Below are 18492 nucleotides of genomic sequence, written 5' to 3'. Positions count from 1 at the left end.
TAAACCTTTTGGGTCAGAAATGGGTAATCAACGGGATAGGATATCGAATATCAATGTCTCTGCTATTTTTGGGGTTATTGCCCTGGCTCTGAGCTCACGGAGAACCCTTTGAATCGAGAAGCGCTTCACACTTGGGGCTTTTCTGAAGGTTTCCCATAGGAGAGGGCAGCCAAACTTGAGATCGTACTTGCCGCCAATCAGCTCGATTATCTCAGATTTATCAAGGGCCAGAAAGGCCGGGAAGTTAAGCGTTATCAGATCTCCGTTCTTGTAGATGGAAATAAGGCCAGAGCTCAGCAAGTCACCGCTGGCTACGATTTTGGCACCTATCTCTCTCGCGTAGTCCTCAACGGCCTTTATGACCATCGAATGGCAGCGGCCACAGATCGGAGCACCCTTGTTCATCTGCTCAGTCATCGCCTCAAGATAACCGGGGATATCAACAAAAACCGCGCCGTAGCTTTTGGCCTTCTCGATAACCCCTTCGTTCATCTGGGGGAGCTTTGCCGTAACTGGTACAACCTCGAAGCCAGCCCAGCGGAGGATTTTGAGGGTTGAGGTACTGTCAGAGCCGGCAGAGAAAGCCAGGACTATTTTTTCACCAACGGGTGAGCGGTCGAAGTCTTTACCTGTTAGGCGGTACTCCAGGAGGGCTCTGAGACGGGAGTAAGCCCTCTCGCCGATGTAAGGCCTAACCTGCTCAAGGGCCTCGCGGTTGTATTCGAGACGATAGCGCTTGATAAAGTCATCTCCAGCAATCCTCAGCATCAGAGAAGCAAAAGTTGGGAGACTTATTAACTTTACCACTGTGGAAAACATTTAAAAGCGCCTCACCTTAACCCCGTTCACGAACCAAAATCCTTCTGGAGGTGCTTGAAATGAGGGAGATAGTTGAGAGGGTTAAGGAGAAGACGAGCATCCCCGTTTATGATAGGACCATTGAGAACGTTCTGAGCGCGGTTCTCGCGAGCAGCGATGTCTGGCGCATAGTTGACCTCAGTGAGGAGCCTCTTCCGCTGGTCGTCGCGGTGATAACGGCCCTCCACGAGCTCGGCTACATCGCTTTCGAGGAGAACGGCGTGAGGCTCACCGCCAAGGGGAAGGAGCTGGTGGAGAAGTATGGAATCGGATCGAGAAAGGACTACACCTGCTCCCACTGCGAGGGCAAGACCGTCGAGCTCGATGCCTTCAGCGATCTGCTCGAGCAGTTCAAGGAGATCGTCAAGGACAGGCCCCAGCCGCTCCACGACTTCGACCAGGCCTACGTTACGCCAGAGACCACCGTGGCAAGGATTGCCCTGATGCACACGAGGGGCGACCTTGAGAACAAGGAGGTCTTTGTCCTGGGTGATGACGACCTCACCAGCGTTGCCCTGATGCTCAGCGGCCTTCCGAAAAGGATAGCCGTCCTCGACATCGACGAGAGGCTTGTTAAGTTCATCGAGAAGGTCGCGGACGAGATAGGCTTCAGCAACATCGAGATGTTCACCTTTGACCTCAGGGAGCCGCTTCCCGACTATGCCCTCCACAAGTTCGACACCTTCATCACAGATCCGCCTGAGACTGTTGACGCCATAAGGGCCTTCGTCGGCAGGGGAATCGCCACCCTCAAGGGCCCTGGTTGCGCCGGTTACTTCGGCATAACCAGACGCGAGAGCTCTCTCGACAAGTGGCGCGATATACAGAGGGTTCTCCTCAACGAGTTCAACGTCGTCATAACGGACATCATCAGGAACTTCAACGAGTACGTCAACTGGGGCTACGAGGAGGAGACCAGGGCCTGGAAGCTCCTTCCGGTTAAGGTCAAGCCGTCCTACAACTGGTACAAGAGCTACATGTTCAGGATTCAGACCCTGGAAGGCTCAAAGGGCTACGAGGAAAAAATAGAGAACTGGGACATCTACAACGACGAGGAAGCCTCGACCACATGAAGGTTGAAGGCCTCATAGAATGCTTGAGGCAAAAGCTCGGCCGGGTTCCCGGCCTCCACTCTTTAATTCTCTTCGGCTCGCTGGTTGGGGGCGACTTCATTCCCGGAACGAGCGACGTTGACTTCTTCGCGATCCTTGATGATGGTGTTGAATGGCTCTGACCTGAAGAAGGATGACGTCCTTAAAACGCTGAAAGATCTCGGCGATGGTGATGCGATTAGAATATACGAGGCATATCTTGATGGAAGAAAAACATACTTTGACGAAGAGTTTCTGAAAGAGTTCGTGAGATTCAGGGTAGGAAAAATGAGGAAAGGCCTTTAGATCACCTTTTGTTTCGTTTCTTCCAGGACCTTGACACCACAACGGCAAGTGTTATTAGAACTGCTCCTGCTATTATGTAGATGTATGCCATCCTTTTACTTGGTGCCGGTTCGCTGGCGATGAAGCCATTTACCTCATAGGCATTAATCATCAGTGGACTCTGAGAGGGATAAATGACCACGTAGCCGTCCAAGCTGCTAACATCTGCGCTGTTCGTAGAGTTACCGATGTAAAGTCCATTTCTCACGAGAAGGAACGTCGCATTGGCCAGCTTTACTGCATTCCCGCTTTCCTCGGGCTCTGGTATGTCAACGTAGAGTATGGTCCTGAGGAACTGAACTCCCTTCTCGTATATTGAGGTATCCGTAAGCCCTGCCTCCTGAAGGGCCCACAGAACTCTGGTTGTGGACGTCAGCCCTACCACCGAACCCTGAGTGTATGGCCAGCCGCCGTTAGGATACTGTCTTTCTGCGAGGATGCTGAGGCTCTCGTTAAGGGGCCTTTCGAGGCCGAACTCCTTGAAGACGATGGCCGCGTAAGCGAAGTAGTAGGTGGGCGTGTTGTAGTAAATCGGGTTGCCTGTTTTGGAATCTTTCGTCTCGAGCATCCAAGTGAGGTTCTCCTGGAGATATTCTAGAGACCTAGCATAGTCATAGTTCACACCAAGATTCTTGAGCACCCAGACGACGTATTCCGTGTTGTAGAAGTCCTTCCAGATGCCATCCTTAGATATCTTGAGGAGGTAGCTGACGGCATCTTCATAATCCTCGCTGAGCAGGGCCTTAACTCTCGCTACTTCAGCGATCTGCCATGGGAGCAGAGCCGAGTAGTTGGTAGGGAGTTCGGGCTTCTTGCCACAGGCTATATAGTAGTCGGCGAGAATCACCTTCTCCCAGTCGTCGTTGGGTGTTATCTTGTCAATATAAGGGCAGGCTATCGGCTTTAAGTCCTCAAAACCACTTATCTTCGAAGCGCTCAACAGGTCGAGGACACGATAGTGAAGAACTCCCCAGAAGCCGAAGTGTTCTTTCTTGAGGAGTTCCTCGCGGTATTTTTCACTACCGGTAGCGTAGAGGGCCATTGCTATTGCTACCGTGCTCTGAAAGTCCTCAGTCAACTCAATCCTCTCACCCATATAGGCGAGTGCAAATGCTCGGTATGCTGCCAGTTCACCGTCAACTTCCATCTTCTTCAGATCTTCCTTTTTCCCTAGAGCCATATAGCCGAATACTCTCTCGACGTCGTTCTTCGGCTGTGCGGCCATAAGCCAACCCTGGGCCCTGTCTATTGCCTCCTGAACCTGCTTCCTAAGCCCTGGGAGCTTCTCGTTGAGATAGCCGCTATTGAGGAACTCCCTGAGGGCAATAAGTGCGAGGGCAGTGTCGGTATAGTCCTGCCAGGAGCCGTCTGGATTCTGCTTGTAGATGAGCCAATAAGCGGCGTTGTTTATGGTGGTGTTGTACCTTCCACTAGCTATCCTCTCGCCCCTTATGAGCGCGAGTATCGCCATCGCGGTGTACTTGGCTTCGTGGTCTTCGCCGTATGCGAACCCCCATGAGTCAAAAGGTGTCCTGAGCATCATCAGCCACTCGCAGCCCTCGAGAACCTTCGCATAGTCACCAGTTTCATAGAGGGCAAGAACTGAAAAGGCCGTGTCAGGGACGGTCGGCTTGTATACGTAGGGCTCGATTTTAGCGTTTGCGAGAGGAACAGATGATAAGATGATCATAACAAAGAACACTGCTGCGAGAACTTTTCTCATGGCTATCACCTCAAATGAAAAGAGAAAAGAGGCTTAAAAATCAACCGTAGTAGACAACGACGTCAAGCTGGTAGCTGGCCCAGCCGTAGGTGTTGTAGGCGTAGACTATGAACTTCCATGTTCCAGGAGCCGGGTTAAGGTACTCGACGTGCTCGTAGCTGGTGGAGGTCTCGGAGCGGTCGACAAGGTTGCCGTTCGGATCGTAGAGATAGAGGTCAAGGTCGTGGAGTGAAGTGTCGAAGGTGAGGTCACCGGTTATCTTGGTAGCTCCGCTGTTGACGGTCATGGTGAAGCTGTCGCTCTTGTCGTACCAGTCGTGGACATAGCCAGTGAAGGTCTGGCTGTCGGTGGTGGGAGTTGGGGTAGGAGTGGGCGTCGGAGTGGTTCCGGTAGACTGGCTGAGAGTTCCATCACTGACGACGTCGACCTGGTAGTTGGCGGCACCGCTGTAGCTGACAACCTTAACCGTCCAGGTTCCAGCGGTCGGGTTGTAATAACCAACCTTCTCGAATCCGTAGTAGGAGGTGTAGGAGTAGTCGACCTGGTTGCCGTTCGGGTCGTAGAGATAGAGGTCAATGTCACTGGCGCTGTTGTCCCAGTAAAGGGTAGCGGTGACGAAAGTCGCGCCGCTTATGTCGAAGGTGTGACTGACGCTTCCCTTATCCGCGACGGAGCCGGTGAAGACAAGCTTGGCGTAGTTGTCGTAGTTGATGGCCTTGTAGACATTGACCCTACCTGCACCGTATGCGATGTCGGCTATTTCAGCTGGGGCCACTATGTCGGCGGTCTCAATGAGGGCAGTCTTGATCTTGCTGTTGGTCCAGTCCGGGTGAGCCTGGAGGAGCAAGGCGGCAACTCCAGCGACGTGCGGGGTGGCCATGCTGGTTCCGGAGGCCTTGGTGTAGTAGGTGTCAATCGGGGTTCCCATGCTGGTTCCGGCGGCCCTCGGGGCAATGATGTCAACACCCGGAGCGACAACCTCCGGCTTAAGCCTGCCGTCGGCGGTCGGACCCCTGCTTGAGAAGCTGGCTATAGTGTCGGTGCTATCAACGGCACCCACGGTTATGACCTTACTGGCAGCAGCTGGAGAACCGACGGTGTAGGTGTTAGGACCGCTGTTTCCAGCTGCGACACAGACAACAAGGCCCGCATCCCAAGCGGCGTTGACCGCCTGGCTGAGTGAATCAGTACCGTCGGAGCTCTGACTTGAACCGAGGGAGAGGTTGATGACCTTAATTCCATAAGCGTCCTTGTTCTGGACTACCCAGTCAACACCGGCTATAATGTCTGATATGCTTCCAGAACCGTCAGCGGCAAGAACCTTGACGCCGACGAGCTTGGCGCCCGGAGCGACACCGATGTACTGGCCGTTGCTCGCGGCACCTGTTCCTGCGACAATACCAGCAACGTGGGTTCCATGACCGTTGTCATCGTACGGGGTGGTCTTTCCGTTCACGGCATCGTACCAAGCGATGACTTTACCCTGGAGGTCAGGGTGGTTGGCGTCGATACCGGTATCGATAACCGCAACGACTATTCCAGTGCCATCGTAACCGAGGTTCCATACGGCATCGGCCTGAATCTGAGCAACTGACGTTGAGTCAGCGGCCTGAACCTTGTAGTCCTCCTGGATAAACCTCACACCGGACAGCTTGCTGTTTCCAAAGAAGCCTGAGTCGATCATTCCCGCAACGAGAAGGAGATCCTTGACCTTTATTTTAACTGCAACCGCAGGTATAATCTTGTAGCTGTACTTAATCTCAGCGCCCATTATCTTGAGAATCTGCACTGCCCTATCGCGGTCAGCTGGGCTGTTGAACATTATGACGGTGCTAATATCTTGGTTCCAGTTCATACCCTGGATCTTCTTGAAGAGTCCCGGAGTCAAGAGTCCATAGTTCTTTTCCTGTACCGGGCTCACTGCGATTGGCTTTGTTGGCACAGCTGCTGCAGTCCCTGCAATTAGACCAACAAGAAAGAGTGCAACCACAGCTGCTTTCCAACCTTTCATTCATATACCCCCTTGTTGGATTTTAGCGCATTGAACCATCCGGGTACTCTACCCGTCATCGAGGCACTTCTCTGGACATCTACCGTATAAATCTTTCGATTTTAAAGCGTATTATTACATATGGTCGGTATAACTGGGCGATTTTAGTTATTTTACGTAAACTTAAAACACAACAGATTGTGAGTTATATTGAGCGAAAACTAACATATAATCCCCAACAGGGGACAATGTAGCACGATGTGCACGGGCCCCTGTAGGAACCTCAGAATATTGGAGAAACAACAATATATTAAAGAAAAGACAAGAGAATTCAGAACTCGTTCAGGCCGAGCTCCTCGAGCTTCTCCTCGGGAATTCTTCCATCCTCGGTCCAGCCGCGGAGTGCATAGTACCTCGGAAGCATCTCCTTGAGCCTGACGACCCTTCCCTTGTTCGGACCCTGCTTGACGGGCTCCTCGAGGAGCCTCTTGGGCAGGGTGTCCTCCTTGAGTGGATCGAGGCCAGCCTTGAGGTTGAAGAGCCTCTCTGCGTTCCAGATGCGCTCTCCGATCTTGAGGTACTCCTCGGTAGTGAGGTCCCATCCGAGAGCTGCATTAAGCATGTCGCGGTAGTCGTCCGCACCAAGTCCGAAGGTTGTGAATACACACAGACCCGCGGCGTCTATCAATGCGGTGAGGTCCTGGAAGGTTATGACCATCTTGACCTTCTCGTCGCTGATGTCGTGTGGATCCATCTTGTACGGGTAGCCGAGAATCTCTGGGCTTATCATGTACTGCTTGATGTGACAGCCACCGCGGTTGTTGGTGGCGTAACCGAGGCCATGGCCCTCTGCACCCCTCGGGTCGTAGGCCGGAAGCTCCTGCTTCTTGACGCCCATGAAGTACTCGGTGCCGTTGTACATCTCGGCAAGCCTGTAGCCACCCTCGGCGAGCTTGTCACCGAAGCCCTCTCTCCTGGCTATCTTCTCGATGTAGTAGTGCAGAACCTCGGTGTTGCCCCACCTGAAGGGCGGAGCCTCCTCGCCGAGATCCTCAGGCTTGATTAGGCCCTTCTCGAAGAGCTCCATGGCAGTGGCGAGGGTTCCACCGGTTGAAATGGTGTCCATACCGAGCTCGTCTATCATGTGGTTAGCCTCTATGATGCTTGCCAGGTCGTTTATTCCGAGGTGCGCTCCGAGCGCCCAGATGCTCTCGTATTCGGGACCTTCGGTGACTCCTACGGTTGGAAGCTTGTTGACCCTTCCACAGCCGATCGGACAGGCGTAACAGGGCTTATTCCTGATGAGGTATTTGGCGGTCATGGCCTCACCGCTCTGCTCTTCGGCGTACTCAAACTGGCTGTCCTGGAAGTTCCTGGTCGGGTAGAGGCCATTCTGGTTGATTATATTGACAAGAACTGCGGTACCATACTTGGGCAGTCCACCGCCAGCAACAGGATCGTTCCTCAGCTTGTCGATCTTCTCCTTCACTACGCTGGTGAACTTGGCCCTGTCGGCTATCTCAACCCTCTTGTGGCCGCGAACGACTATCGCCTTGAGGTTCTTGCTTCCCATGACGGCTCCAACGCCACCTCTTCCGGCTGCCCTGTGCTCGTCGTTCATTACCGCAGCGAAGCGGACGAGGTTCTCACCTGCCGGGCCTATTGAGGCGATGCGAACCCTCTTGTCGCCGACTTCTTCCCTGAGTTTCTCTTCGGTCTCGCTCACGAGCTTGCCCCAGAGGTGGCTTGCATCCCTGATTTCAACCTGGTCGTCGTTTATGTATATGTAAACCGGGTGATCAGCCTTGCCCTCGACTATTATAGCGTCCCAGCCAGCGAACTTCAGCTCGGCTCCGAAGAAGCCACCGGAGTTGGCCATGGCTATATAGCCAGTCAGTGGGCTCTTGGTTATAACCATGTATCTGCCGCCAGTTGGGGCAGTGGTTCCAGTCAACGGGCCGGTGGCGTATATTATTTTGTTTTCAGGGCTGAATGGGTCAACCGTTGGGTCTATCTCCTTCAGGAGGTAGTAGATACCAAATCCTCTGGTTCCAAGCCACTTCTGGGCAAACTTTTCGTCGAACTTCTCTTCACTGATTTTGCCTGTGCTTAGGTTAACCCTCAAAATTCTTCCCCAGTATGCAAACATACTTCAATGCCCCCCAGTTGTTGTCAGAAACATTTTTGTACACTAGTGCTAATAAACTTGACGAAAGCAAAATGGGGAAACACAAATATATCAAGCAAGTGGATTTGTTTAACAGAAAAAATTGTTTAACAAAAAGTTGAGACCATTTCCGAACAACTAAGTTGGAAAACCACACATTGGCTCCGAAGAAAATTAAAAATAGTCAAGCTACCAAAAGCCCTTCATACCCTTTTCGGGTATCGGGCAGATGACTATGCGCCTGGACCATAGACAGTCTGCGCAGCTCGGGCTGTTGCCCCAACAGTCGGAGCTTGTATCCTGGACAAATGAGCAGGACTCATTGAGCGGACAGTCAGTGCAGCTTGGATAGAGGGAGTTCTTAACGACGAATCTGAACCAACTGTACTCCCTACTCGTCCAAATGTCCGCTAGGCTCTTCTCCCGAACATTGCCAAAGGAGTAAGCGGTGACTATTTTTTCTCTGCCGAAGACGACCTCGGGATATGTGTGCAAGAAGCGGTAGCAGGGAGCTACTTCTCCATCCCACCTTACTACGGCCACTTTCTTATCAATGAACTCACAGTGCCGTTCTGTTCTCAGGGAGAACTCAGCTATCTTCTGTAGATAGCCATGGTAGATGGCTTGGAGTTTGTCAACTATTGGTTTCATGTCCACGCTACCATCGTAGACTATCATATCAGCATGCTCCTTGTTTATTGGAATGATGTTTGAGATGAGTAGTGTGTCAACACCCAAAGAGCCAACGTAGTGCGCTATCTCGGGTAGCTCCTTGTAGTTCTCCTTTGTCGCCACGACCTCAACGCCTATGTGGGGAACGTCCCTTCCCAGCTTTTTCTTGACCTCCTGAATCTTCCTGATGCGGGATCCGGTGTAGTCTGGCTTTATATGTCCAATGTCGACTGGCTGTGTCGGTACGGAATCGATCGAGAAGTATATTAAGTCAACCCCAAGCTTCACAAGCTCCTCTATTCGCTTGTCCGTAAGGAGGAATCCGTTGGTGCTTATGCCGAGGGCAAAGCCACGTCTCTTCACTTCCCTGACCATGTCCATGAAGCGGGGGTGAACAGTTGGCTCGCCTATGCCACCAAAGTAAATCATCTCCAGCTCTGGAAGCTCCTCTGCATCATCGAGTATCTTGATGAAGAGATCCCAGTCCATGTCGCCTTCGTCGTCTTCCCAGTACTGCTTGAAGCACATCTCACAGCGGAGGTTGCAGCGGTTGGTTATCTCTATGTAGAGATATTTCAAATCAGGCTTCTTGGGGATTAGAACGAATGCACCATCAAGGTCGAACTTATGAGCGTCGTTCTCCAACTTAGATCACCTGGCTGCGAAATAAAATGGATATATTTATAACGTTTAGTGGACAAGTTTGGGCAACGGATTTGCTTGTGCAGTTTGATATTTGCAGTGAAACACTGTGGAGGAGCCTTTGGAAAGTAAACCCACCTAAGAACAGCCACTTTAAGAGTGACATGCGAACCTTGATCAAACTTCGCGCGGGCAAATAAACTTTGCATAGCAAAGTTTAATCAAAGAGCGCCCTTCCTATAAAACGCTAGGACCATTGGCATGCACTCCCTAAACCTCCACTAAAAGCGGGTTTAACTTCAAGAAGAGCCTTTCAAGCAGTTTGCTTTTTGTTCTGGCACCCGAAGGATGCCTCGAGGGGAGCAAACACTGTAAAACCGCCATTTAGAGAGTAAACCCCTTGAAAATTTGGCACTTCAAAAAAGCACACACTCTTTCCGCCAGCGCTTTGCGCCAGCAAAGGGCTGTTTTGGTGCGGGGGCGGGGATTTGAACCCCGGAACCCCTTCGGGACGGGACCCTAAATCCCGCGCCTTTGACCAGGCTCGGCTACCCCCGCGCGGATGGAACTTCTTCCCTGCTCTTTAAAAACTTTGGGGGAACAAAGCTTATAAAGGATGTAAAGGAAGTTTTACGTAAAGGAAACTTTACATGGTGGGAGCATGGAGAGGTGGAAGAGGAACGTTGCCGGCCTATTCCTGATGTTTGCACTCACCTATGCTCTCTACTTCGTCTGGCTTTACGTGGAAAGTGGCGGGACGATGATGGTGAGCTACGAGCTTCCGGAGAGCTGGTTTCCGCTTTTCGTTGGAATCTTCACCTTTGGCGTGGCCTTCCTTGGAGGTTTTCTGCTAACGGCGGTAACCCGAGAGGATTTGATATCGAGGAGAAGTTTCCTGCCCCAGCTCCTAACTCTGAGTGTTCTCCTTGGCTTCCTCTCAGGAGTAATGGCCACGGCGGTGAAGTCAAGCACATCTAGGCCATTCCTTCTCGTGGTCTTCCTTCTCGGCGTGGCCCTCTGGATTACATTTGCCCGCAGGCACTCGAAGGAAATCCAGGCTGAAGAACCGATAACGGACGAGAGGGAGGAGCTGATAGAGCTGAGGAGCAAGGCCCTTGTGAGCGATGCCATGATAACGCTCCTCGCGGTAGTGCTCATCGGAGACATCTTTGGCCTTTGGGAGTTAAATGAGACGCCCCTCTACTTCCTCCTCGCGACTTGGGTATTTGCTTACCTCGCTGGCCAACTCTACTACAGGAAGGTGATGTGAATGGGCTTTAGGGCCATCCACTTCGTTTTCCTATTTGTCACGATTTTCCTGATGAACTACTACTCAAGGACGAACACCTACCTGAGCTGGTTCTTCTTCACGCTGACGATAGCAGGAACGTGGCTCCTGATGAAGGCCTACGAGGCAAAGGTTGGGCCAGTGGAGGATGAGAGGACGAGACTGATAACTATGAAGAGCTTCTACCACGGCCTGCTCCTCGGCCTCGTTGTTCTCGGCTACGAGCTCATCTGGCTCGCCGGGCACGATTACGAAACGGCCGTCGTGTTCGTGAAGTGGCTTATGCTTCCCCTAATGGTCGGGATCCTGACTGCAATGATTCTAAAGGTCCGCTATGAGATGGTGATGTGAATGAACGAGCTCGCCTTGGTATCATTGGTGGCACTCATCGGGGGAGGATTTCTTGGATACTTCATGATGCGGACAATAGTGGAAAACACGGGCGTTCCCATAGACGAAAGAGGCCTTGAGATTTCCAAGCTCGCTGCCATGAGAACGCTGGAGTTGGTACTTCTCGTAACGGTTCTCTCGCTGTACTACTCGTGGCTGGTTCTCAGGGACGAACGGTGCACCAACCTTTCAAGCTTAATCTTCGCTACGATATTCTTCGGAAACCTCGCCTTCAGGGCATACTATTCAAGAAAGATGTGAGGGAATGACTTATGAAGAACCGCCTCCGTGAGCTCAGGGAAGCTAGGGGACTAACCCAGGAGGAGCTGGCCAAAGCCCTCGGCGTCACGAGGCAGACGATAATAGCGATAGAAAAGGGTAAGTATGATCCATCGCTTAAGCTAGCTTTCAAGATAGCGCGCTTTTTTGGAGTTCTCATTGAAGACATTTTCGTCTACGAGGGGGAGAGGGATGATAGTTGAGGTTGTGAACCTCGAGAAAGACTACGGAAAAGTGAAGGCCCTCAAGGGAATAAGCTTCGAGATTCCGGAGGGCGAAATCTTCGGTCTCATTGGGCCTAACGGTGCGGGAAAGAGTACTACGTTAAAGATACTCTCAACGCTCCTCAGACCAACGGCTGGAAAGGCGAGCATAGCTGGCTACGACGTTGTCAAGGACGCCTCAAAGGTCAGGGAGTTCATAAGCTACCTGCCGGAGGAAGCTGGCGCCTACAAGAACCTCACGGGTTACGAATATCTCGAGTTCATGGCGAGGCTCTACGCCAAGGGCGGGAGGAACTTTGAGGAGATGCTGGAGCTCGGCGTTAAGCTGAGCGACTTGGGGGACAGGCTCTATGACAAAGTCTCGACGTATTCCAAAGGAATGACGAGGAAGCTCCTTATAGCGAGGGCTCTGATGGTGAAGCCCAAGCTGGCAATTCTTGACGAACCCGCAAGCGGCCTCGATATAGTCAACGCTTACACCATAAGGAAGACCATCAGGAAGTTCGCGAGGAACGAGGGCGTTACGTTTCTCATCTCGAGCCACAACATGCTCGAAGTCGAGTACCTCTGCAACAGGGTTGCTCTCATCAATGAGGGCAGAATAGTCGACATGGGCACTCCGGCCGAGCTCAAGGAGAAGTACGGCGCTGAGAACCTCGAAGAGGTCTTCATGAGGGCTGTGGGGGCGGAAATCAATGAACCCGTTGGGGGTGAGGGCTCATGAGCGACTTCTGGGTGATGGCGAAGAAAGAACTCAGGAACCTCTTCAGGGACAGGAAGCTTATCTTCGGTCTTGTGGTTATACCTCTCATCCTGTTCCCGGTCATGGGCAAGGTAATAACCCTTGGGCTGGAGCAGGCACAGGGCGAGACGAAGGTCGCCATAGTGGACTTCGACGAGGGAGGGTACGGTGAAGTTCTGATAAAGGCCCTTGAGGTAACTCCAAACATAACTGTCGCGGTCATCAACGCAACATCCCTGGATGAAGCCCTTCAGAAGGCAGTTCTGGAGAAGCAGAACGTTCTTGTAGTGATCCCTCCAGACTTTTCGACGAGGCTTGAAGAAAACGAGAAAGCTACAGTTCAAATTTACGGTATCTTCACGACAATCGGTGCGGGTATAAAGGAGAGCGTCAGTGAGGGCAGGATAAACGCCGTTATCGGAGTTCTAAGCGATGGGATAGCCCGGATAAAGATTGAGCAGCTCGGGGCTGGAAATCCAGACGCGATACTTCGGCCGATAGAGACAGAGAGCAAATCTGTCATCAGGGGTAAGATAGTTGACATCCAGCCGAGCATAGTCTCGAACGTCATAGCCTCACAGGCCTTTTCAATACCTATGATAGTCTTCCTTATGGTGATGGTCACCGCCCAGATGGCTGCCGGGGCGATGGCGGCCGAAAAGGAGAACAAAACCCTTGAGACGCTCCTGACCCTTCCCGTTGCCAGAACAAAGATAGTAGGTGCCAAGATCTTTGGAACCGCCGTCATGGGTCTGATGGCGGCGATAGCCTACATGATAGGAATGCGCAGCTACCTCGGCTCCTTCGGTCTGGGGGCGACGGGCATAACCCTCGAAGACATTGGTCTCAGCGTGACGCCGATGGGGATGCTCCTCTTCGCCCTCGTCGTCTTCCTGACCATAATATTCTCCCTCAGCTTGGCGATGATACTCGCAATCTTCGCGGAAGACGTGCAGAGCGCCACAACGGTGGTGAGCGCAGTGATAATGCCCCTTGCCTTTCCTGCGTTCCTCCTTATGTACACTGACATCAGCGACCTGCCAGTGGCCATCAAGTATGTCCTGCTGGCGATTCCGTTCACACACCCGATAGTGGACTACCGCTACATCCTCCTTGGTGACTACGGTTCAGTATTTCTTAGCGTGGGGTATCTTGCCTTAATGGCCGGACTGACGCTCTACGTTACCGCGTGGATATTCTCAACGGAGAAGGTTATGACGGCAAAAATAAGCTGGGGAAGGAAGAAGATGGGGTGAGCCTTTCTTTTTATTCTATAGGTACTCCATCTTTTGTCCTCGGTGCGAGCCACTTCATGAGCCTCTGCGGATCTTTGGTACGGATGATTATTGTTATCGGGCCTAGCGGGGATTCCTCGTTGAAGTTCACCACTCCAGCGTAAGCTGCCTGTTTGTTGACCTTTATGATTATCTCCTCGCCGAAGTAGCCCTCCTCAAGGAAAGAGCGCGCCGTGTCGAGTATTGCCTGGCCGCGGAAAAGCTCGTAGAGCCTCTGAAGGGCTTTCTTGCTCCTGGTTTTTCCGGTCAAGATGATGTAGTCTCCTCTGTCGAATGCCTCGAACTCCAAATCCGGAATCAGATTCAGCATCGCCCTCTTGACCTTCTCTATATCCTCCGTCGGATAAACGTAAGCCTCAACTTCAACTTCCTCGAACATATTCCCACCGTCACCCACTCGACCCAAAGCTTATAAAGGCAACCCCCCTATTAATTAGGGTGGCCTAACAGTGTTAGACAACTTCATCTCGAACCTCGCCGAATGGATGCTCGAGATCTCCGGGGGCAGCATCCTGTGGGTCTCCTTCTATGCGGGCCTTTTTGTGGCTATCATGACCTCTCTCGGCGCGATGGTGGCAATATTCGCCAAGAACATCCCTGAAAGGGGAGTTGACTTCAGCCTGAGCTTTGCGGCTGGAGTTATGATAGTCGCGAGCTTCACCAGCTTAATTCTCCCTGCTATAGAAAGCACCGGGGGCTTTGGGCCGGCTGGAATTGGAATAGCCCTTGGCATTCTCGTGATCTCCGTGATAGACCGCCTCATCCCCCACGAGCACATGGTCAAGGGCTACGAAGGCCCAAGCGATTTGAAAGATAGGCTCCGGAAGGTCTGGCTCCTCGTTCTCGCCCTCATAATCCACAACCTGCCAGAGGGATTAGCCGTTGGTACTTCTCTAGTTTACAACCTTGAGGTTGGCCTAGTTACGGCCATCGCTATAGGCATCCAGGACTTCCCTGAAGGGACTGTCGTCTCGCTCCCTCTAGCCGTCATTCAGAAAAAGCGCCTCCAACCGATTATGATCGGTGTTCTGAGCGGGTTGGCTGAGATGGCGATGGTAATCCTCGGAGCGATCTTTTTCACGGCCTTTGCTTGGTCTCTGCCCTACGGCCTTGGGTTGGCAGGAGGGGCCATGCTCTACGTAACTGTGAAGGAGATGATTCCTGAGATATATAGGAGAGAAGAAAACGAGACGCTTGTAACTCTGGGCTTCTTCGTTGGATTCTACGTGATGCTCTTCCTCGACTCAATGCTCGGCTAAAATCTTCTCAACGAGCTCCTGAACTCTTCTTTCGTATTCTTCCTTCGGGCAGTCGTTGACTATCATGTAGTCGGCCATTGCTATGACGTTTCCGATGCCGAACTTGAGCTCCTTCCAATCGCGCTCTTCAAAGTCCTCCCAGCTCTGCGGGTCGTCGTGTCTTCCCCTGGCTTTGAGCCGCTCGAAGCGCATATGTGGCGGTGTATGGACAGCGACGATGATGATCTCCTCACTAGGAAAAGCGCTCCTGAAGGTTCCTACCTCGTCAAGAGAGCGGACGCCGTCGATTACAACTACTTTATTCTTTCTGAGCAGTTCTCTGACCTTCTCAACGGCGAGCTTTGCCACGGCATTCTGGCCCAGTTCCTGCCTCAGGCGAATGCTCACCTTGGCAACGTTCTCCTTTGTGAGCTCGAGGCCACGCTTGGCAGTCTCTTCCCTTACGACGTCGCCCATAGAAACGCTCGGGACACCTCTCTTCTCGAACTCTTTAACGATCTTGCTTTTTCCTGAACCTGGCATTCCTGTCACGATGATTATCATAGTGCCCACGCCAAAGTAAAAGGCCTGGATTTAAAAATTTAATCCGCTCACTTCAGGAAGTCATCCAGGGTCCCCTTTCTCCTCTTTCTGTTCTCTTCTGTGCTTTTCTTTGAGGCTTTTGGGAGCTCGACGCCAAAGTGCATGAACAATCCCTCTACGACTTTCAAACCTATGCCCTCAACTGCCAGGAGCTCGCTCACTTTGGCTTTCATGATGTCCTCCGTTGTTCTAAAGCCCGCGTTGTAAAGCGCCCTCGCTCTCTTCCTTCCGATGTTGGGCAGTCTGACCAGTTCAAGAAGTTCCTCCCTGACGCCGTGCTTGAGTCTTAGATGCAGGTCACGGAGGTAGTCCAGAACGTCTTTCTTTGGCTCGAACAGCTTGTAGAGCTCGATGAGCGAGTACATCAGCCAGTCGGCGAGCTCAAGGATTCTGTAAAGGTCGCCGGGGTCGATGTTGTATGTATCATAGATTCTCGTCTCAGGCACCTCGTTTATCCAGTCAAGGAGAATCTTGGCCGTCTTGACCTCATTGAGAAAGCTCTGGAACCTGTAGTCCTCCCAGTAGGGGATGTTGACGTAGAGCTTCTCTTCCATCTCGTAGGCCAGGTCAAGATAGTCCTCCATTTCCTTCCTGCGTGCGTTCAGCGTGCCCATATCGGGTGTTGAAGCTATGAGCTGGAAGATTCCGAAGGGATTGGGGTTCTTTTCGAGCTTCGGGAAGGCGTCCTTGAACTTCTTGGCAGTGAGCGGGTCTATGTAGAGCTGGGAAGTCCTCCTGCCGAAGGGAAGGGCTATGAAGCGATCCTCAATGTCCATGTCTATGAACTCGTTCTCAATGAGGAAGTAGACTATCTCCTTGGCCTTCCACTCTAGATGGGAGGTGTCGCTTCTCTGGTAGAAGTAGAAGGTCTTTTCTAGGAAGTTTATGAGTTCTCGGAAGTTTTCCACTCCGAAGTTTGTTATTAGGGCTAGAATTTGTCCTCTGAAGGCGGACTCATTGGCGAGCATGGAGAACAGCTTTTCAGGCTTTCCGAAGACGTATCTGTCCATCAGCTTCTTTGGATCCTCGGTTCTCGCAACGATTATAGCCTCTCCAACCTTGTCGTACTTTGGCCTTCCCGCGCGCCCCATCATCTGCTGTATCTCGAGAACTGGGATGTCAACCCAGCCGAAGTTGGAGTAGCGCTTAGTGTCTCTTATGATAACGCGGAAAGCTGGAAGGTTTAATCCTGCGGAGAGCGTCGGAGTCGCCGTAATTACCTTAATCAGACCTTCACGGAAGGCATCTTCTATCATCGTCCTTTCAGTTCTGCTCAAGCCGGCGTGGTGAAAGGCTACACCACCCCTCAAAGCCTTCTTGAGCTTCTCGTTGGTGGGATTGCTCTCAAGGGAATCCGCAAGCTCTTTGAGCCCTCTTTGTTCCGGCTTAGTCAGAAGCCTCGCTATCTTTGGGGCCAGGCTCACAGCTTCCTTCTCAGCGGAACGCCTTGTGTTGACGAAAATGAGGGCCTGCTTACCTCTTTTGACGGCGTCAATAGCCAACGAGTCCCAGTTGGCTGGATACCTATCTATCTTTCCGTCCTCCCAGAAGAGCTCACCCTGTGCAAAAACGCCCTTTCTGAGCTGGACCGGCCGCCAGTTGCTCACGACGAGCTCGGCGTTGAGCCATTCGGCCAGTTCTTCAGCGTTTCCGACGGTGGCGCTCAGGGCCAGAATCTGAGCCCTGCCAAGCATATGGCTTAGAATCATCTCAAGCGTCGCTCCCCTGTCGTAAGAACCGATGAGATGGACTTCATCCGCCACGACGAGTTTAACGTCTTTAATCCAGCTCGAGCCGTGCCTCAAAAGCGAATCAAACTTTTCGGCAGTCGCGACGATTATGTCATACCTCCCGAGCCACTCATCTGTGGAGTCGTAATCGCCGGTTGTGGCGGCAACGCGGAGACCGAGGACTTCCCACTCCTTAAATTCACGGTACTTCTCCTCGGCCAGGGCCTTAAGGGGAACGAGATAGACTGCTTTGCCCCCCTCACGCAGGAGTTTGTTAACCATCACTATCTCGGAAACGAGGGTCTTTCCGCTGGCCGTTGGAATGGCCAGGACTAGGTTTTTCCCTTCCAGCACTCCACTCCTCAGGGCTTCCGCCTGGGGAGGATAGAGCTCCTCTATGCCCCTTTCCAGGATGATCCTTTTTATCCTCTTGTCAACGGGAAGCTCTTCAACCCTCATGGTCAACCAGAAAAAATCGGCGGGGCGCTTTATAGGTTTTTGGTTTTAGCGGGAGAGCCTATCACTCGGCCCCTACGAAAAGCTTAAATGAGATGGTCGGCTAAATAAAAACGTAAAGTCTTTCCGCGGTGGTGAAAAATGGTTAGGTCGTACGTTTTATTGACAGTTGAGATTGGAAAAGTCGAGAGCGTCATAGAGGCCCTCAAGCAGATTCCTGGAGTTACCAAGGCCGACGCAGTTACGGGCCCCTATGATGCCATAGTTCATATAGAGGCCAAAGACCTCGGCGAGCTGACCAGAAGGATACTCCACGACATACACAACATCGACGGCGTCATCGATACTACCACTGCAATAGTCGTAGAAATGGAAGAGGAGGAGTGATTACCTCTTTTTCCTCTTGGATTTGGACTTCTTGTCTTTGGCCTTAGCCCGGGTTTTTCTGATTTCCCTGATCTTCTGACCTATCATCTTCAGGCTCTTGCCCTTGGGGTGCTTGCTCTCTATCCTGACCATGCCACGCCTTCTGTACTCCTCGTCGAGGCCGGCTAACCTTGGATTCAGCTTGTTCTCATCCAATTCGACAACTTTCATCCCGAGGCTTTCGACTGCATCAACGATTTCCTGAATCGTTGGCCCATCAACGGCAAATTCCTTTCCAATGGTCCGCCCGTATCGCCTGCTAAGCCTTGCATCGAGCTCGTTGGGCCACACTACGAACTTTCTCATCCCTTCCACCTAAAAGGTTTAAAAGAG

The 18492-nt window shown here is 52.1% G+C and carries 20 protein-coding genes and 1 tRNA gene; 11 read left to right on the top strand and 10 right to left on the bottom strand.

Going from position 1 to position 18492, the window contains the following annotated elements:
• Positions 1-27: 27 nt before the first annotated feature.
• Positions 28-768: an ATPase gene (locus tag E3E33_RS07380; RefSeq protein WP_167710842.1), complete on the bottom strand. Its 741-nt coding sequence runs from the start codon at positions 766-768 to the stop codon at positions 28-30.
• A 110-nt stretch (positions 769-878) separates the two neighbouring features.
• On the opposite strand from E3E33_RS07380, the gene bpsA reads away from it, so the two are divergent.
• The 3 genes from bpsA to E3E33_RS10990 are packed head-to-tail and all read left to right on the top strand — an operon-like array spanning position 879 to position 2255.
• The gene (gene bpsA, locus E3E33_RS07375; protein WP_167710841.1) at positions 879-1931 is read left to right on the top strand and encodes a N(4)-bis(aminopropyl)spermidine synthase; all 1053 of its coding nucleotides are present in this window, start codon (positions 879-881) and stop codon (positions 1929-1931) included.
• On the top strand, positions 1928-2092 hold the full coding sequence (locus E3E33_RS10995) for a nucleotidyltransferase domain-containing protein (protein WP_240912048.1): 165 nt from the start codon (positions 1928-1930) through the stop codon (positions 2090-2092). Before bpsA ends, E3E33_RS10995 begins: the two co-directional genes overlap by 4 nt.
• Positions 2079-2255, top strand: coding sequence for a hypothetical protein (locus E3E33_RS10990; protein WP_240912047.1), 177 nt, complete (start codon positions 2079-2081; stop codon positions 2253-2255). The genes E3E33_RS10995 and E3E33_RS10990 overlap by 14 nt, the downstream gene beginning before the upstream one ends.
• Before the next feature lies 1 nt (position 2256).
• Here the strand turns inward: E3E33_RS10990 and E3E33_RS07365 are convergent, their stop codons facing one another.
• The 5 genes from E3E33_RS07365 to E3E33_RS07345 all read right to left on the bottom strand — a co-directional run bounded on the left by E3E33_RS07365 (position 2257) and on the right by E3E33_RS07345 (position 10046).
• Entirely contained in the window at positions 2257-4017 is a 1761-nt protein-coding gene (locus E3E33_RS07365; protein WP_167710840.1) for a prenyltransferase/squalene oxidase repeat-containing protein, read from the bottom strand.
• 40 nt (positions 4018-4057) lie between these two features.
• On the bottom strand, positions 4058-6028 hold the full coding sequence (locus E3E33_RS07360; protein WP_167710839.1) for a S8 family serine peptidase: 1971 nt from the start codon (positions 6026-6028) through the stop codon (positions 4058-4060).
• A 310-nt stretch (positions 6029-6338) separates the two neighbouring features.
• A complete protein-coding gene (aor, locus tag E3E33_RS07355; protein WP_167710838.1) occupies positions 6339-8156 on the bottom strand; it encodes an aldehyde ferredoxin oxidoreductase in 1818 nt (605 codons plus the stop codon).
• Positions 8157-8363: 207 nt separating this feature from the next.
• A complete protein-coding gene (locus tag E3E33_RS07350; RefSeq protein WP_167710837.1) occupies positions 8364-9491 on the bottom strand; it encodes a tungsten cofactor oxidoreductase radical SAM maturase in 1128 nt (375 codons plus the stop codon).
• A 467-nt stretch (positions 9492-9958) separates the two neighbouring features.
• Positions 9959-10046: transfer RNA gene (locus tag E3E33_RS07345), tRNA-Leu, on the bottom strand.
• Between the two features lie 103 nt (positions 10047-10149).
• Between E3E33_RS07345 and E3E33_RS07340 the strand changes: the two genes are divergently transcribed.
• From E3E33_RS07340 to E3E33_RS07315, 6 genes are read left to right on the top strand one after another with little or no spacing between them, the layout of a single operon-like run.
• Entirely contained in the window at positions 10150-10758 is a 609-nt protein-coding gene (locus E3E33_RS07340) for a hypothetical protein (RefSeq protein WP_167731675.1), read from the top strand.
• Entirely contained in the window at positions 10759-11127 is a 369-nt protein-coding gene (locus tag E3E33_RS07335; protein WP_167712260.1) for a hypothetical protein, read from the top strand.
• Positions 11128-11427, top strand: a complete 300-nt coding sequence (locus E3E33_RS07330) for a DUF2178 domain-containing protein (protein ID WP_012572312.1) — start codon at positions 11128-11130, stop codon at positions 11425-11427.
• An 11-nt stretch (positions 11428-11438) separates the two neighbouring features.
• Complete coding sequence (locus tag E3E33_RS07325; protein ID WP_167711324.1) at positions 11439-11648, top strand: helix-turn-helix transcriptional regulator; 210 nt, start codon at positions 11439-11441, stop codon at positions 11646-11648.
• Positions 11638-12393, top strand: coding sequence for an ABC transporter ATP-binding protein (locus E3E33_RS07320; RefSeq protein WP_167711325.1), 756 nt, complete (start codon positions 11638-11640; stop codon positions 12391-12393). The genes E3E33_RS07325 and E3E33_RS07320 overlap by 11 nt, the downstream gene beginning before the upstream one ends.
• Positions 12390-13667, top strand: a complete 1278-nt coding sequence (locus E3E33_RS07315) for an ABC transporter permease (protein WP_012572309.1) — start codon at positions 12390-12392, stop codon at positions 13665-13667. The genes E3E33_RS07320 and E3E33_RS07315 overlap by 4 nt, the downstream gene beginning before the upstream one ends.
• Before the next feature lie 10 nt (positions 13668-13677).
• Here E3E33_RS07315 and E3E33_RS07310 read toward each other — a convergent pair whose 3' ends face one another.
• A complete protein-coding gene (locus E3E33_RS07310) occupies positions 13678-14085 on the bottom strand; it encodes an RNA-binding domain-containing protein (RefSeq protein ID WP_012572308.1) in 408 nt (135 codons plus the stop codon).
• Between the two features lie 70 nt (positions 14086-14155).
• Here E3E33_RS07310 and E3E33_RS07305 point away from each other — a divergent pair, with 70 nt between their 5' ends.
• Positions 14156-14965: a ZIP family metal transporter gene (locus tag E3E33_RS07305; protein WP_012572307.1), complete on the top strand. Its 810-nt coding sequence runs from the start codon at positions 14156-14158 to the stop codon at positions 14963-14965.
• Here E3E33_RS07305 and E3E33_RS07300 read toward each other — a convergent pair.
• Both E3E33_RS07300 and E3E33_RS07295 read right to left on the bottom strand, forming a co-directional pair.
• Positions 14951-15508: a dephospho-CoA kinase gene (locus E3E33_RS07300; RefSeq protein ID WP_167711391.1), complete on the bottom strand. Its 558-nt coding sequence runs from the start codon at positions 15506-15508 to the stop codon at positions 14951-14953. The two genes, E3E33_RS07305 and E3E33_RS07300, sit on opposite strands and share 15 nt — an antisense overlap.
• Positions 15509-15555: 47 nt before the next feature.
• Complete coding sequence (locus E3E33_RS07295; RefSeq protein WP_167711326.1) at positions 15556-17736, bottom strand: ATP-dependent DNA helicase; 2181 nt, start codon at positions 17734-17736, stop codon at positions 15556-15558.
• A gap of 138 nt (positions 17737-17874) precedes the next feature.
• Between E3E33_RS07295 and E3E33_RS07290 the strand changes: the two genes are divergently transcribed.
• A complete protein-coding gene (locus E3E33_RS07290; RefSeq protein ID WP_012572304.1) occupies positions 17875-18120 on the top strand; it encodes an Lrp/AsnC family transcriptional regulator in 246 nt (81 codons plus the stop codon).
• Here E3E33_RS07290 and E3E33_RS07285 read toward each other — a convergent pair whose 3' ends face one another.
• Positions 18121-18465, bottom strand: a complete 345-nt coding sequence (locus tag E3E33_RS07285) for a signal recognition particle protein Srp19 (protein WP_012572303.1) — start codon at positions 18463-18465, stop codon at positions 18121-18123.
• Positions 18466-18492: the final 27 nt, after the last annotated feature.

Origin of the sequence: Thermococcus sp. GR5 (assembly GCF_012027535.1) — an archaeon.
Lineage (GTDB): Archaea > Methanobacteriota_B > Thermococci > Thermococcales > Thermococcaceae > Thermococcus > Thermococcus onnurineus.
Note: the sequence above shows the minus strand (reverse complement) of the source record. Positions and strands in the feature narration are given on the sequence as shown.

Coding starts and splice junctions, on each gene's coding strand:
- E3E33_RS07365 (WP_167710840.1), bottom strand. CDS start 4,017: ATGAGAAAAGTTCTCGCAGCAGTGTTCTTTGTTATGATCATCTTATCA.
- E3E33_RS07335 (WP_167712260.1), top strand. CDS start 10,759: ATGGGCTTTAGGGCCATCCACTTCGTTTTCCTATTTGTCACGATTTTC.
- E3E33_RS07340 (WP_167731675.1), top strand. CDS start 10,150: ATGGAGAGGTGGAAGAGGAACGTTGCCGGCCTATTCCTGATGTTTGCA.
- E3E33_RS07300 (WP_167711391.1), bottom strand. CDS start 15,508: ATGATAATCATCGTGACAGGAATGCCAGGTTCAGGAAAAAGCAAGATC.
- E3E33_RS07320 (WP_167711325.1), top strand. CDS start 11,638: ATGATAGTTGAGGTTGTGAACCTCGAGAAAGACTACGGAAAAGTGAAG.
- E3E33_RS10995 (WP_240912048.1), top strand. CDS start 1,928: ATGAAGGTTGAAGGCCTCATAGAATGCTTGAGGCAAAAGCTCGGCCGG.
- E3E33_RS07310 (WP_012572308.1), bottom strand. CDS start 14,085: ATGTTCGAGGAAGTTGAAGTTGAGGCTTACGTTTATCCGACGGAGGAT.
- E3E33_RS07380 (WP_167710842.1), bottom strand. CDS start 768: ATGCTGAGGATTGCTGGAGATGACTTTATCAAGCGCTATCGTCTCGAA.
- E3E33_RS07290 (WP_012572304.1), top strand. CDS start 17,875: ATGGTTAGGTCGTACGTTTTATTGACAGTTGAGATTGGAAAAGTCGAG.
- E3E33_RS07330 (WP_012572312.1), top strand. CDS start 11,128: ATGAACGAGCTCGCCTTGGTATCATTGGTGGCACTCATCGGGGGAGGA.
- bpsA (WP_167710841.1), top strand. CDS start 879: ATGAGGGAGATAGTTGAGAGGGTTAAGGAGAAGACGAGCATCCCCGTT.
- aor (WP_167710838.1), bottom strand. CDS start 8,156: ATGTTTGCATACTGGGGAAGAATTTTGAGGGTTAACCTAAGCACAGGC.
- E3E33_RS07285 (WP_012572303.1), bottom strand. CDS start 18,465: ATGAGAAAGTTCGTAGTGTGGCCCAACGAGCTCGATGCAAGGCTTAGC.
- E3E33_RS07360 (WP_167710839.1), bottom strand. CDS start 6,028: ATGAAAGGTTGGAAAGCAGCTGTGGTTGCACTCTTTCTTGTTGGTCTA.
- E3E33_RS07325 (WP_167711324.1), top strand. CDS start 11,439: ATGAAGAACCGCCTCCGTGAGCTCAGGGAAGCTAGGGGACTAACCCAG.
- E3E33_RS07315 (WP_012572309.1), top strand. CDS start 12,390: ATGAGCGACTTCTGGGTGATGGCGAAGAAAGAACTCAGGAACCTCTTC.
- E3E33_RS07295 (WP_167711326.1), bottom strand. CDS start 17,736: ATGAGGGTTGAAGAGCTTCCCGTTGACAAGAGGATAAAAAGGATCATC.